Genomic DNA, 13,050 nt, shown 5'->3' on the forward strand with positions numbered 1-13,050 from the left:
CCGCGCCTCCCGCCCGTGGTCGCGTCGCGAGCGCCCCCAGCGTCAGCGGGCCGGCACGACCTCAGCGTCGGCGGCGTCGCGCGCGGCCCGGGCTGCGGCGTCCTGCGCGGCGAACGGCAGGTCCCCCAGATCCAGGTGCGGGTTCGTGTCCTGCGTGAGCACGAGCTCCTTCGCCTCGGCCTCGGTCTCGACCGCCGGCATCGAGCCCGGCAGCGGACGGCGCGAGGACTCCTTCATGCAGAAGACACCGATCGCACCGACCACGCTCATCGCCATCAGGAAGTACGCCGGGGCGAGTTCGTCCCCGGTCACGGTCAGCAACGCCTGCACGATCAGGGGCGTGGTCCCACCGAAGACCGCGATGGCGATGTTGTAGGCGAAGCCCATGCCGCCGTACCGCGTCGAGGTCGGGAACAGCGCCGGCAGCGACGCAGCCTGGTTCGACACCCACAGCGCGGTCATCAACGCGAGCAGCCCGAGCCCGGCCAGCGTGGACCACTGCGCACCGTGCCCGATCAGCATGAACGCGGGCACGACGAGCACCACGGTCGTCGCGGCACCGATCCACATCACGACGCGTCGACCGAGCTTGTCGGACAGCTTGCCGGTGAGCGGGAGCATGACCGCCAGCAGCAGGAGCACCGGGATCGTCAGCAGTGTGCCGTCGAGCGGGGAGTACCCGAGCGAGTCGGTCAGGTAGGTCGGCATGTACGAGGTCAGGGCGTACCCGACGGTGTTCGACGCCGCGACGAGCATGATCGCGATGACGATCGGCCGCCAGTGGTCTCGGACCATCACGAGCACGTTCGCGGGACGCTCCCCGTCGAAGGACGCGCGGGTCTCGGACGCAGCCTCCTGCGCGGCCTGGGTCGCCTGGAACACCGGCGACTCCTCGATGCGCAGACGGAACCAGATCGCGACGACGCCGATCACACCGGCCGCCAGGAACGGGAAGCGCCAGCCGTAGGCGACCATCGCGTCCTCGCCGAGGGTGATCTGCAGCACCGAGACCACGGTCGCACCGAGCGCGAAGCCCAGGTAGCTGCCGAAGTCCAGGATGCTCGCGAAGAACCCGCGGCGACGGTCCGGGGCGTACTCGGTCACGAAGGTCGTCGCGCCGGCGTACTCACCACCGGTGGAGAACCCCTGCGCCAGCTTCAGCACGACCAGCACGATCGGTGCGAACACCCCGATCGTCGCGTAGGCGGGCAGCGCACCGATGAGGAACGTCGACGCCGCCATCATGATGAGGGTCGTCGCGAGCACCTTCTGGCGCCCGATGCGGTCGCCGAGGCGGCCGAAGACGATGCCGCCGAGCGGACGGGCGATGTACGTCGCAGCGAAGACACCGAGGCTGAACAGGATCTGCACGGCGGGCTCGGCGGTCGGCAGGAAGACCTTCCCCATCGTGACCGCCAGGTAGCCGTAGACACCGACGTCGTACCACTCCATCGTGTTGCCGACGACCATGCCGCTCACCGCGCGGCGCATCATGCTCTTGTCGACCACGGTGACGTCGCTCTCGCGCAGGCGTCGGTGCGGCCGGGTCGGGGTACGGCTGGGATCGGAGCCCATGTCTCTCCTCGAGGATCGTGACGAGCCGGCAGGGACCGGCTCGGGCCGGCGGAGACCGGCTCGGGAACAGCGAGCGACGTTACCGAGCAACCGAAATGTCATTGGCCGGTGATTCTCAGGCAGCGGCGTGTCACCCGAATGGGGGTGGGGCCCGATCCCCGTGCGTCTGCGGATCCGCAAGGCTGAGTAACGGGGACGTAACATCGGCGCATGGCGATCGAACCCGAGACGAAGAGCTGGACCTGGGTCATCGAGGGCACCTGCCCCGAGTGCGGCTACGACGGCGCCACGGTGTCGATCCGCGACGTGCCGGGGATCATCGACGCGAACACGACCGCGTGGCCGACCGAACTCGGCCGGGATGACGTGCGCGAGCGTCCCGACGACCACACCTGGTCGGCACTCGAGTACGGCGCCCACGTGCGCGACGTGCACCGGAAGATGACCGAGCGGCTCGCCCTGATGCTCGCCGAGGACGCCCCGACGTTCCCGAACTGGGACCAGGACGCCACCGCGGTCCAGGACCAGTACGGCGAGCAGGACCCGGCCGTCGTCGTCCGGGAGCTCGGCGAGGCCGCACACCGGGCAGCGCGGGCGTTCGACGAGGTCCGTGACGACCAGCTCGAGCGCACCGGGCTGCGGTCGGACGGCAGCGCCTTCACCGTCGCGACGCTTGCCACCTACTACGCGCACGACCCCGTCCACCACCTCTGGGACGTGCGGCGCACGCACTAGACGCGGCGACGGGCGGACGGGAGGCGCGGGGCGGCGCTGCCCCGCGCCTCCCGTCCGCCTCGTGGTCGCGGCAGACCGCTCAGGCGAGCGCGTCGAGCAGGGCGCGGGCCGTCGCGGCGTCCGACACCAGCTCGTTGACGAGTCCCCGCGCACCGCGCCGACGATGCTGCCGATCTTGGCACTGCCGACGGCGACGCCGACGGCGTGCGGCACACCGGACAGGACCTCGCGTGAGGTCCGGACCATCCGGTCGCTGCCGGGGAACTCGATGGGCGAACCGTCCGCGGCGTAGAAGTTGAGGCAGACGTCACCAGCGGCGTGGTCGAACGCGGCGTCCTCGACGGGGACGCCCCGTGCCAGCGCATCGCGCGTCGGGGTCGGGGCCCCGATGCCGAGGATCGCACCCTTCGCCCGACCCCAGAGCCCGACGACGTGCTGGAAGGCCGGGTCCTCGTCGAGCGAGGAGCGCATCGCGGGCGACGGCAGCGCCTGCGCGAACAGGAAGGCGGGAATCGCGCCGGAGTGCTCCGCGGCGGTCCGGGTGATCTCGTTCGTCTGGAACCACGGCATCGGGTCGGCCTGGCCGCCCACCGTCGGGACGAGCTGCACGCCGGGCAGGCTCGGCATCCCGGCGTGTGCGACGTCGTACACCGTGCGGCCCGACGACATCAGGACGGCGTCACCCGGGACGAGTCCCATGCCCTCGACCGCAGCGGCCAGGGGTGCGGCGAGGTCAGCGCCGAGCGTGGCGGTGTGCGTGACGGCGGCCAGGTGCACCGCTCGGATGCCGAGCACGACCTGCAGCCGTTCGGCGAGCGCGACGGTCTCGTCCTGGAACGGGTCGACGACCTCGATGCGGACGAGTCCGGCCTTGCGCGCCTCGGCCACGAGTCGCGACACCGTCGGACGCGAGACACCGAGGCGCGACGCGATCTCGACCTGGGTGGCGTCCTCGAGGTAGTACATCCGCGCCGCCTGGTACACGGTGTCGAGCGGGAACCGGGTCCGGGCACCCTCGGCGGCAGGGTTCTCGGCGGACATGCGCCGATCGTATCCCTGGCACACCTCAGCGGATCGTGAACCCGCCGTCCACCCGGAGGTCGGTGCCGTTCACCATCGCGCTCGACTCCCCGCCAGGAACAGCACCGCGGCGGCGATCTCGTCGGGAGTGGCGAAGCGGCCGGTGGGGATCTCGTCCTGGTGCCGGATGCCGTTCTCGTTCGCCCACGCGGCACGGCCGAGGTCGGTGAGCACGACGGTCGGCGACACGGTGTTGACGGTGACGCCGCGACCGCCCCACTCGAGCGCGAGGACCCGGGTGAGTCCGATGACGCCCGCCTTCGAGGCGCAGTAGGCGGCGTGCCCGTCGATGCCCACGTGCGCGGCCTGCGAGGCGATGTTCACCACGCGCCCGTACCCGGCGGCGAGCATGCGCCGACCGACGGCCTGGGCGACGCGGAAGGTGCCGGTCAGGTTGACGTCGATCGTCCTCGACCAGGTCTCGGCGGACAGTTCGTCCGCCGGAGCGAGCGCGGCGATCCCGGCGCAGTTGACGAGCACGTCGACACGACCGAAGTGTGCGACGACGTCGGTGATGGTGCGCGCCACGGACGTCTCGTCCGTCACGTCGCAGCCGAACCCGGCATGGAGGCCCGTGGCCGCGCCCGGCGCATCAGCTGCGCCAGGTGCGTCGGTCGCGTCCGGTGCGTCGGTCGCGGCCGGCAGGTCGGCCGCCGCCGTGGTGGCGCCGTCCGCACGGACGTCGACGATCGCGACCCGCGCACCCCGTGCGGCGAGCGCCCGCGCGATGGCGTTCCCGATGCCGGAGGCGCCGCCGGTCACCACCGCGGTGCGGCCGGTGAAGTCGTTCGCCAGGTCGACGGCGTCCGGGCCCGAGCGCAGGGCTGCGGCGAAGTCGGTGGTGGTGCTGGTCGTCATGTTCGCTCCCTTGCGTCGGGTCGAACGTAGCAGAAATTGTGTTCTGGACAAACGTTCTGTCAGGTGTACAGTCATCGCCGAAGCCATCCAACGAAGGAGCAGCGCATGTCGACGACGACCGAGAACGCGGCCACGACCGCCACCACGACCATCCCCACGACGATGCGAGCCGTTGTCGTCCACGGCCCGGGCGACTACCGGCTCGAGGAACGCCCCGTACCGACGCCCGGCCCCGGCGATCTCCTCCTCCGCACCGACGCCGTCGGCATCTGCGCGAGCGACCTGAAGTGCTACCACGGCGCCGCGAAGTTCTGGGGTGACGAGAACCGCGCCGCCTGGGCCGAGACGGACCGCATCCCCGGGCACGAGTTCGTCGGCACCATCGTGTCCGGCGACGACGACACCCTGGCGAAGCGGAAGGTCTCGCTCGGCGACCGCATCGCGTGCGAGCAGATCGTGCCGTGCTGGGAGTGCCGCTACTGCCTCGAGGGCGCGTACTGGATGTGCAACGTCCACGACATGTTCGGGTTCAAGGGCTACGACGGCGCGATGGCCGAGTACGTGCTCGTGCCCGCCAAGGCCCTGACCCACCCGGTGTCGAGCGCCCTGCCCGGTCAGGTCGCCGCGTTCGCCGAGCCGCTGTCCTGCGCGTTCCACGCCGTCGAGCGCGGCGACATCAAGTTCGGCGACACCGTCGTGATCGCCGGCGCCGGACCGATCGGCCTCTCCGCGATCGCCGGTGCTCGACAGAAGAACCCGCTCCGGATCATCGCGCTCGACGTGGTCGAGGCGAAGCTCGAGCTGGCCCGCAAGGTCGGCGCGGACCTGACGATCAACATCGCCGAGGACGACGCGGTCGCCCGGGTCAAGGAGCTCACCGACGGGTACGGCGCCGACGTCTACATCGAGGCGACCGGCCACCCGTCCGCGGTCCCGCAGGGCCTCAACCTGCTGCGCAAGCTCGGCACCTTCGTCGAGTACTCGGTGTTCAAGGACGCCGTCTCCGTCGACTGGTCGATCATCTCGGACGACAAGGAGCTCGACGTCCGGGGTGCCCACCTCGGCCCGCACACCTGGCCGGCGGCGATCAAGCTGCTCGAGGCCGAGACCCTGCCGATGTCGGAGATCTGCACGCACCAGTTCCCGCTCGAGCGGTTCCAAGAGGCCCTCGACCTGGTCGGCGACTCCGCCGGCGCGAGCGTCAAGGTCTCGATCCTCCCGTCCTTGCAGGCCTGAGCCCGCCGACCCCTGGAGTCAGCAAGCATGTCAACGACGACACAGCGCGCCACCGGTGCGCCCACGACCCCCGCGCCGAGGGCCGCCTCGACCGGATGGGGATCCCCCGCCCGCTCGCCCTCGGGTTCGTCGCCGTCCTGGTCTTCATGACCGGGAACGGCGTCGAGTCGAACTTCATCACCCCGCACATGGTCGCGGTCCTCGGCAGCCCCGAGGCCACCGTCGCGACCATCGTGACCTTCTACAGCCTCGCCGCCCTGATCGGCAGCTATGTCTCCGGCGCCCTCTCCGACCTGATCGGGCCGCGCCGGGTGATGATCCTCGGGTTCGCCGTCTGGGTCGTCTTCGAGGTGCTGTTCCTGCTCGCGCTGAACATCGGCAGCGTGCCGTTCGCGGCCGTCGCCTACGCCGTCCGGGGCTTCGGCTACCCGCTCTTCGCCTTCGCGTTCCTGGTCTGGGTGAACATCACCACTCCGGTCGAGCGGAACGGTTCGGCCGTCGGCTGGTTCTACGTCGCCTTCACGGGTGGCCTGCCGACGCTCGGTTCCCTCTTCGCGATCGGTGCCATCCCGGTGTTCGGCGGCGACACGATCGGTGAGACCGGCGCGATGGTCGCCTCGATCGGCCTGGTCGTGATCGGCTTCCTCATCATGCTGTTCGGCGTCCGGCTGCCGAACGGGTTCTCCCGCATCGCCCCGGCCGGTGAGAGCGCCTGGCAGGTCCTGACGAGCGGCATCCGCCTCACCGTCACCCGGCCGAAGATCCTGATGGGCTTCCTGGTCCGCCTGATCAACACCGCGCCCGAGTTCGGCATGTTCGTCGTCCTGCCCGCCGTGATCGCGAACGAGCGCGGGTGGGGCCAGAGCCGCTGGCTGCTCATGACCGTGTGCGTCTACGCGACGAACATCCTGGTGAACGCCCTGTTCGGCTGGGTCGGCGACAAGATCGGCTGGCAGCGCACCGTCAAGTGGTTCGGCATCGTCGGGTCCGCCCTCGGCCTCATCGCCTGGTGGTACGTCCCGCAGCTCGTCCCCGCCGGGTCGGACTGGGGCTACGTGCTCTCCGTCGTCGCCGGTTGCGTGTTCGGTTGCCTGCTCGCCGGCTTCGTGCCGATGGGCGCGATCATGCCGGCGCTCGCCCCCGAGCACAAGGGCGCCGCGATGGCGATGTACACGACGGCAGCCGGTGGAGCGGCGTTCCTCGGCACCGGCGTGGTCGCCGCGGTCTTCGCGCTCGGCGGTGGCGGTCAGGCCGCGACCTGGACGTTCGTCGGCCTGTACGCCTGCGCGTTCGTGATGATCCACTTCCTCAAGGTGCCGCAGGGCACCCGTACCTCCCACTGAAGGACTCCAGCATGACCACGATCCACGACGCCCCCGACGAGTTCGCCGAGGACCAGCTCGCCGGCTGGCTCGCGCTCTACGCCGACCGCGTCCGCGGCGTCCACGGCGGCGTCGTCACCCTGCCCACCGAGGGCGCCGACCCGCAGGTCGCGGTGGTCGTCGGCGGCGGCTCCGGCCACTACCCCGCGTTCTGCGGGATCGTCGGCCCGGGGTTCGCCACCGGCGCCGTCGTCGGGAACGTCTTCACCTCGCCGTCCACCGCGCAGGTGTACTCGGTCGCCAAGGCCGCCGACCAGGGGAAGGGCGTCGTGCTGTCGTTCGGCAACTACGCCGGCGACACGATGAACTTCGGGCTCGCCGCCGAGCGGCTGCGCGCCGAGGGCATCGACACCCGGATCGTCGTGGTCACGGACGACATCGCGAGCGCCGACGAGGAGTCGAAGCGCCGTGGCATCGCCGGGGACTTCTCGGTCTTCAAGGCGATGGGTGCGGCCGCCGCCGCGGGCGCGGACCTCGACGAGGTCGAGCGCCTCGGCAACGCATCGAACGTGGCGACCCGCACGATCGGTGTCGCGTTCTCCGGGTGCACGATGCCCGGCGCGACCGAGCCGCTCTTCACGGTGCCCGACGGCCACCTCGGACTCGGGCTCGGCATCCACGGCGAGCCCGGCATCGAGGACGTCCCACTGCTCCGCGCGACCGACCTCGCGGCGCTGCTCGTCGAACGGCTGCTCGCCGACCGACCGACGAACGCGGGCACCCGGGTCGCCCCGATCCTCAACGGCCTCGGCGACACCAAGTACGAGGAACTGTTCCTGCTCTGGGGCCGCGTGCTCCCGCTCCTTCGGGACGCCGGCCTCGAGATCGTCGAACCCGAGGTCGGCGAACTCGTCACGAGCCTCGACATGGGCGGCTGCTCGCTGACCCTGCAGTGGCTCGACGACGAGCTCGACGCCCTGTGGCGCGCCGACACCTACACTCCCGCGTACCGCAAGGCGGCGGCGCCGATCGCAGCGTTGCTGCCGGCCGACGCCGTGGACGACGCCGAGGACGAGGCGACGGTCGTGCCGGACGCGAGTGATGCCTCCCGGCAGGCCGCGCAGACGGCACGCGACGCGATCGAGGCGATCGACGCGCTCCTGCGGGAGCACGAGGAGGAACTCGGCCGCATCGACGCGGTCGCCGGCGACGGCGACCACGGACGCGGCATGGTCAAGGGGATCGGTGCGGCCCGCAGGGCGGTCGACCGGGTCGGCCGGGAGGCAGGGGTCGCCTTCGTCCTCGGACGCGCCGGTGACGCGTGGGCCGAGTTCGCGGGCGGCACCTCCGGGGTCCTGTGGGGTGCAGCACTCGAGGCCTTCGGCCGGTCGCTGCGCGACGACCGCTCCGCGTACGAGGCGTCCGACGTCGTCGAGGCCGCGCAGGCCTTCGCCGACTCGATCGTGCACCTGGGCGGGGCGTCCCGCGGGGACAAGACGCTGCTCGACGCACTGCTGCCGTTCGTCGACGCACTGCGGACCTCGGTCTCGGCTGGTTCCTCGCTCACCGACGCGTGGCAGGCTGCAGCGGAAGTCGCTCGTGACGAGGCCGACAAGACAGCGGACCTCACACCGAAGGTCGGACGTGCCCGGCCGCTGGCGGAGAAGAGCCTGGGGACACCCGACGCGGGTGCCACCTCGATGGGGATGATCCTCACGCGGGTCGGCGAGGTCCTCGCTGCCCGTGCGAACGAACTGGAAGGAACACACGCATGACGTACCGTCTCGTGATCGGGTCCGACGATGCCGGGTTCGACTACAAGGAGATCATCAAGCAGGACCTGCAGGCAGACCCGCGCGTGGCGTCGGTCGTCGATGTCGGCGTCGACGCGGACGGGCACACCGCGTACCCGCACGTGGCCGTCGACGCAGCGCGACTCGTCGCGTCGGGTGAAGCGGACCGCGCGATCCTGATCTGCGGCACCGGACTCGGCGTCGCGATCGCGGCGAACAAGGTCCCCGGCATCCGGGCCGTCACGGCGCACGACTCGTTCAGCGTCGAGCGTTCGGTCCTGTCGAACGACGCCCAGGTCCTCTGCATGGGCCAGCGCGTCGTCGGCGTCGAGGTCGCCCGCCGGATGGCGAAGGAGTGGTTGGGCTACGAGTTCGACCGCTCCAGCGCCAGCGCGTCGAAGGTCCAGGCCATCTGCGAGTACGACGGCAGCGCGCCGGCAGGCGTCGACGCCCCGGCCTAGGCGCCGCGCGGCGCGCAGCGGCGCGCAGCGGCGCGCAGCGGCGCGGACCGGCGCGGACCGGCGCGGCGCGGCGCGCAACCGTTCTGCACAACCAAAGTGAGCCCGAGCCACGTGATCGCGCGGTTCGGGCTCACGTCGGTTGTGCGCGCCGCGGTCGCGCCACCTCAGCTGCGCGCGGCCAAGCGGTGCACGACGGCCTTCGTCGCCTCGTAGAGCTCGCGGTAGTCGCGGTACCCCGGCTCGTAGGCGGCGGCTGCGACGGGGTCGGGCTCGATGACGGTGGCCGGCGGGTTCCACTGCCGGATGTCGACGTCGGCCACGAGCGCTGCGGCCAAGAACGCCGACCCGTACGACGCCCCCACGGTCACCGACGGCACCGTCTGCCGCAGCCCGGTCACGTCGCTCACGATCGTCGGCCAGAGCCGTCCGAGCAACCCACCGCCCGCCCCGACGAGCCTCGCGGACCTCGACCCCGGCCGCACGCAGCACCTCGATGTTGTGCCGGACCGCGTAGGCCGTCGCCTCGAGCGTCGCCCGGTAGATGTCCCCACGCGTGTGCCGCACCGTCAGCCCGGCGATCACTCCACGCGCGTCCGGATCGGCGATGGGCGTCCGCTCTCCCGCGAAGTACGGCAGCATCAGCAGCCCGTTCGCGCCGATCCCGGCGCACCGTGCCTCTTCGAGCATGGTCGGCCACTCGCCGTCGACCAGCCGTCGCAGCCAGTCGGTGATCGCCCCGGAGGTCGCCATCCCACCCGACACGCTCGGCTGTCCCGGGTGCGTCCCGACCGTCGTCCACATGCCCGGCACCGGCGTCGGCTCGGCGGTCGGCGCGATCATGAACATCGTGGTGCCGTACTGCAGGAACATCCGGCCCGGCACGGACTCCCCGACGCTCACGCCCTCCGCCCACGCGTCGATGGTGCCGGCCGTCACGGGGATGCCGACCGGGAGGCCCGTGGCCGCGGCCGCCTCGCGCGTCACCACGCCCGCCTGGTCACCCGACCACAGCAACCGCGGCAGCGGCAGGCCGGGCGCGAGCTGCTCGCACCACTCCGGGATCCACGCGTTCTCGTGGACGTCGTAGAGCGGGGTGGTCTGGCTGGCCGAGTGGTGGTCGAGGACGTACTCGCCCGTCAGCAGCTCCACCACACGTGACGCCGGCATCGTGAACCGGACCGCCCGCGCCCAGACGTCGGGCTCGTGCCGGGCGATCCAGGCGAGCTTCGCCCCGGCGGCCTGGGTGCTCAGTGCAGAGCCGCAGCGTGCCCGGATCGCGTCCTCGCCCCCGAGTTCCGCGGTCACCTCGTCGAGCAGGTCGGCCGTCCGGGTGTCGACGCCGTACAGGACCGCCGGGCGCAGCGGATCACCCGCGTCGTCGGTCAGCAGGACGCAGGGGCCGATGCCGCTCACCCCCACCGCCTGCACGACGGCATCGGGGACGAGCGCGAGGAGCTCGTGCGTCAACGTCGTGAACTCGTCCCACCACACGGCCGCATCCATCTCGACCAGGCCCTGTGCAGGACGGTCGACGTCGTGTCGGCAGCTCACCTCGGCGATCACGGTGCCGTCGAACCGAGCCAGCAGCGCCTTCGTGCTCGACGTCCCGATGTCCAGACCGAGCACCGCCCGCATGCCGCCTCCTTCGCCGCCACACGACCGCCGTCGGTCGCGTCCCGAGTCTACGAACCTTCCGCGGGCCGCCAGATCGACTCCAGATCCCAGCGCTCCGGCGCGCCGAGATCCGCAGTGCTCATACCCGGAACGTCGGGGAAGTCGTGGAGCAGGGCGGTGGCGCGCTCACGCCACGCGCAGTCAGCATCGATCCGACGCAGCAGGAAGGCCATGACCACCAACACTCCGTAGACCCCGAACACCACCTTCGCATGTTCGGTTCGTCGAAGGTGGTCGAACTCGGGAACGTTCGCGGGGCGTTTCGGAGCAACCACGAGCTTGCGGTTGAACAGCCTGGCGTGATGCGCCGCGACGTTCCGGACGTAGTTGATCGAGGCGAGCCAGCTGCCGAGGACACGCTTCGACGGCGCTCCGAGCGCCATCGCGATCTCCGTCCCGAGCACGTTCGAGAGACCGCCGTACAGTCGGGCGACCTGTCCGAACTCCAGGATCTCGGTCAGCGCCCAGACCGGCAGCTGTCCGTCGTACCTGGTCCGGAAGTGCGCGACGAAGACCTCGTCCGATCGGTCCTGCCGGGCGCGCACCCGCTCGATCCATCGTTCGTGACCGCTCGTTCCCGCTTCGCCCACCTGGAGGAACGACGGAGTGAACGAGACCGGATCCCGATGCGCGAACGGTCCGTTCCGGCCGAGCACGTGGGCGATCTTGGTGCGTACTGCGACCTCGATCCGCTCGACTCCGTCGAGCACGAGGAGCCGCAGCGCGCGGTCGTAGTCCATCAGGGAACGGGCGTGCACGATCGACGCTCCGGTTCGGTACGTCTCACGCAGCGAGATGTGCCCCGCGACCTCGCATCCACCATCAACGGAATCGGGCTGTCGGAGCGGGTGGAGATAGCCCGTCAGGCGGTAGTAACCGACTCGGTCGAGCATCTCGGCAGCCGCCCGGTGGGACTCGACGACGAGCCCACGGCTGCGAAGCTGCTCGACCTGCTGATCCAGCGTGAGCCAGGGCTTCGAGTACTCGACCACCACACCCCCAGGTGAAAAGAAAATCAGCCCGGGCCGAATGGCGACGGGCTGATCGTGATGGGTTCGATCATACCCGAGGTCGACGACGCGGTGGGGTCCGATGAACGAGTGTGGACAACATGTTCTCCCCAGTCGAGACGCCCAGCGTCCTGTCGGGGGCCGGACGTACCGTACTCACGACTCCGATGCTCCACGAGGGGAACCCGATGAAGAAGTCAGCCTGGCTGCCAGCAGTCATCGCGCCGGTGGTCGTCGCCGGCGCCGTCGCCGCCCCGATGATCGCGAACGCCGCGAACGACCCGATCGCGGGGACGAACCCGACCGCGGCCGACGTCATCGCCAGCATCGCGAAGTCGTCGGACGCGCAGTACTCCGGCAAGCTCACGCAGTCGAGCGACCTCGGGCTCCCCGAACTGCCGACCGGCTCCGGCGGCTCCTCGCTCGAGGGCGACGCCTCGGACGTGCTCGGGCTGCTCACCTCGTCGCACACCGCCCGCGTGTACGTCGACGGCGCCGACAAGCAGCGCGTGCAGTTGACGCAGCAGCTCGCCGAGCAGGACGTGGTCCGCAACGGGTCCGAGGTCTGGACCTGGGACTCGAAGGAGCGCACAGCCACCCACGTGACCCTCCCTCCGACTCGGCGAAGGACCCGCAGGACGGAACCACCACGCCGACCGACATCGCCGAGCAGGCCATCGACGCCATCACCCCGAGCACCACGGTCTCGAAGCCGACCGAGGTCAGCGTCGCGGGTCACGACGCCTGGCAGATCACGCTGACGCCGAAGTCCTCCGACACCCTGGTGGGCACCGTCCGACTGGCGGTCGACCAGCAGACCGGCCTGCCGCTGCGCGCGACGATCCAGGCCGCCGGGCAGGACGACCCCGCGGTGCAGGTCGGGTTCACGAGCCTCGACTACGGCGCACCGGCCGCGCGGCTCTTCGACTTCACGCCCCCGTCGAACGCGAAGGTCACCGAGAAGGACCTGTCCGACGCCGAGCACGGTGCGCACGCGAAGGGCGACCACGCCCGCGGAGCGCACGACGGTGACGAGCCGACCTTCACAGGCGAGGGCTGGGGCACGATCGCCGAGCTCCCCGCCGGCACGGTGGACCAGTCGTCCCTCGGCGACGAGGCCTCGGGCCTGCTTGGCCAGCTCACGAAGGCCGTCGACGGCGGCCGTGCAGTCCAGACCTCGCTCGTGTCGGTCTACCTGACCGACGACGGCCGGGTCCTCGCCGGCGCCGTGCCGGTGTCGTCGCTGGTCGCCGCCGCGAAGTGAGCGCACCGGAACCTGCGTCCACGGCGGAACCGGCCGCCGTGG

At 71.0% G+C, this 13,050-nt stretch carries 11 protein-coding genes and 2 pseudogenes; 7 read left to right on the forward strand and 6 right to left on the reverse strand.

Translation table 11 applies throughout. The features are described from left to right. Window positions 1-42 precede the first annotated feature (42 nt). Window positions 43-1,575: an MFS transporter gene (locus JN350_RS16630; RefSeq protein ID WP_205464495.1), complete on the reverse strand. Its 1,533-nt coding sequence runs from the start codon at window positions 1,573-1,575 to the stop codon at window positions 43-45. A gap of 210 nt (window positions 1,576-1,785) precedes the next feature. On the opposite strand from JN350_RS16630, the gene JN350_RS16635 reads away from it, so the two are divergent. Then, window positions 1,786-2,310 carry a DinB family protein gene (locus JN350_RS16635; protein ID WP_205464496.1) on the forward strand — a complete coding sequence of 175 codons (525 nt, stop codon included), beginning with the start codon at window positions 1,786-1,788 and terminating at the stop codon, window positions 2,308-2,310. A gap of 198 nt (window positions 2,311-2,508) precedes the next feature. On the opposite strand, the pseudogene JN350_RS21190 reads toward JN350_RS16635, so the two are convergent. After that, window positions 2,509-3,351 (reverse strand): annotated as a pseudogene (locus JN350_RS21190) (sugar-binding transcriptional regulator); the annotation flags it as partial. Between the two features lie 69 nt (window positions 3,352-3,420). Beyond that, window positions 3,421-4,248, reverse strand: coding sequence for an SDR family oxidoreductase (locus tag JN350_RS16645; RefSeq protein ID WP_275897997.1), 828 nt, complete (start codon window positions 4,246-4,248; stop codon window positions 3,421-3,423). Window positions 4,249-4,353: 105 nt separating this feature from the next. Here JN350_RS16645 and JN350_RS16650 point away from each other — a divergent pair, with 105 nt between their 5' ends. The 4 genes from JN350_RS16650 to JN350_RS16665 all read left to right on the forward strand — a co-directional run bounded on the left by JN350_RS16650 (window position 4,354) and on the right by JN350_RS16665 (window position 9,060). Then, on the forward strand, window positions 4,354-5,484 hold the full coding sequence (locus tag JN350_RS16650; protein ID WP_205462876.1) for a zinc-binding dehydrogenase: 1,131 nt from the start codon (window positions 4,354-4,356) through the stop codon (window positions 5,482-5,484). Window positions 5,485-5,579: 95 nt separating this feature from the next. Next, a complete protein-coding gene (locus JN350_RS16655; protein ID WP_205462877.1) occupies window positions 5,580-6,827 on the forward strand; it encodes an MFS transporter in 1,248 nt (415 codons plus the stop codon). 11 nt (window positions 6,828-6,838) lie between these two features. After that, window positions 6,839-8,581 (forward strand): dihydroxyacetone kinase family protein, encoded by a 1,743-nt coding sequence (locus JN350_RS16660; protein WP_205462878.1) that lies wholly within the window; start codon window positions 6,839-6,841, stop codon window positions 8,579-8,581. After that, window positions 8,578-9,060 (forward strand): ribose-5-phosphate isomerase, encoded by a 483-nt coding sequence (locus JN350_RS16665; protein WP_123672440.1) that lies wholly within the window; start codon window positions 8,578-8,580, stop codon window positions 9,058-9,060. The genes JN350_RS16660 and JN350_RS16665 overlap by 4 nt, the downstream gene beginning before the upstream one ends. Window positions 9,061-9,224: 164 nt before the next feature. Here JN350_RS16665 and JN350_RS19840 read toward each other — a convergent pair whose 3' ends face one another. The 3 genes and pseudogenes from JN350_RS19840 to JN350_RS16675 form a co-directional block, all read right to left on the reverse strand. Beyond that, complete coding sequence (locus JN350_RS19840; protein WP_240347384.1) at window positions 9,225-9,467, reverse strand: acetate and sugar kinases/Hsc70/actin family protein; 243 nt, start codon at window positions 9,465-9,467, stop codon at window positions 9,225-9,227. Between the two features lie 112 nt (window positions 9,468-9,579). Next, a pseudogene (locus tag JN350_RS16670) lies at window positions 9,580-10,695 on the reverse strand (FGGY family carbohydrate kinase); the annotation flags it as partial. A gap of 47 nt (window positions 10,696-10,742) precedes the next feature. After that, window positions 10,743-11,627 (reverse strand): Abi family protein, encoded by an 885-nt coding sequence (locus JN350_RS16675; protein ID WP_205464497.1) that lies wholly within the window; start codon window positions 11,625-11,627, stop codon window positions 10,743-10,745. A gap of 305 nt (window positions 11,628-11,932) precedes the next feature. Here JN350_RS16675 and JN350_RS16680 point away from each other — a divergent pair, with 305 nt between their 5' ends. Both JN350_RS16680 and JN350_RS16685 read left to right on the forward strand, forming a co-directional pair. Then, window positions 11,933-12,505: a hypothetical protein gene (locus tag JN350_RS16680; RefSeq protein ID WP_205462879.1), complete on the forward strand. Its 573-nt coding sequence runs from the start codon at window positions 11,933-11,935 to the stop codon at window positions 12,503-12,505. Between the two features lie 23 nt (window positions 12,506-12,528). Beyond that, window positions 12,529-13,008, forward strand: coding sequence for a hypothetical protein (locus JN350_RS16685; RefSeq protein ID WP_205462880.1), 480 nt, complete (start codon window positions 12,529-12,531; stop codon window positions 13,006-13,008). The last annotated feature ends 42 nt before the right edge of the window (window positions 13,009-13,050 follow it).

The sequence above is a fragment of the Curtobacterium sp. 24E2 genome, from assembly GCF_016925595.1.
In the GTDB taxonomy this organism is placed as follows: Bacteria; Actinomycetota; Actinomycetes; order Actinomycetales; family Microbacteriaceae; genus Curtobacterium.

What these genes read in the sequence shown, in the direction of transcription:
- JN350_RS16635 (WP_205464496.1), top strand. Translation starts at nt 1,786, where the DNA reads ATGGCGATCGAACCCGAGACGAAGAGCTGGACCTGGGTCATCGAGGGC.
- JN350_RS16675 (WP_205464497.1), bottom strand. Translation starts at nt 11,627, where the DNA reads ATGCTCGACCGAGTCGGTTACTACCGCCTGACGGGCTATCTCCACCCG.
- JN350_RS16665 (WP_123672440.1), top strand. Translation starts at nt 8,578, where the DNA reads ATGACGTACCGTCTCGTGATCGGGTCCGACGATGCCGGGTTCGACTAC.
- JN350_RS16645 (WP_275897997.1), bottom strand. Translation starts at nt 4,248, where the DNA reads ATGACGACCAGCACCACCACCGACTTCGCCGCAGCCCTGCGCTCGGGC.
- JN350_RS16630 (WP_205464495.1), bottom strand. Translation starts at nt 1,575, where the DNA reads ATGGGCTCCGATCCCAGCCGTACCCCGACCCGGCCGCACCGACGCCTG.
- JN350_RS16660 (WP_205462878.1), top strand. Translation starts at nt 6,839, where the DNA reads ATGACCACGATCCACGACGCCCCCGACGAGTTCGCCGAGGACCAGCTC.
- JN350_RS16655 (WP_205462877.1), top strand. Translation starts at nt 5,580, where the DNA reads ATGGGGATCCCCCGCCCGCTCGCCCTCGGGTTCGTCGCCGTCCTGGTC.
- JN350_RS16650 (WP_205462876.1), top strand. Translation starts at nt 4,354, where the DNA reads ATGTCGACGACGACCGAGAACGCGGCCACGACCGCCACCACGACCATC.
- JN350_RS16680 (WP_205462879.1), top strand. Translation starts at nt 11,933, where the DNA reads ATGAAGAAGTCAGCCTGGCTGCCAGCAGTCATCGCGCCGGTGGTCGTC.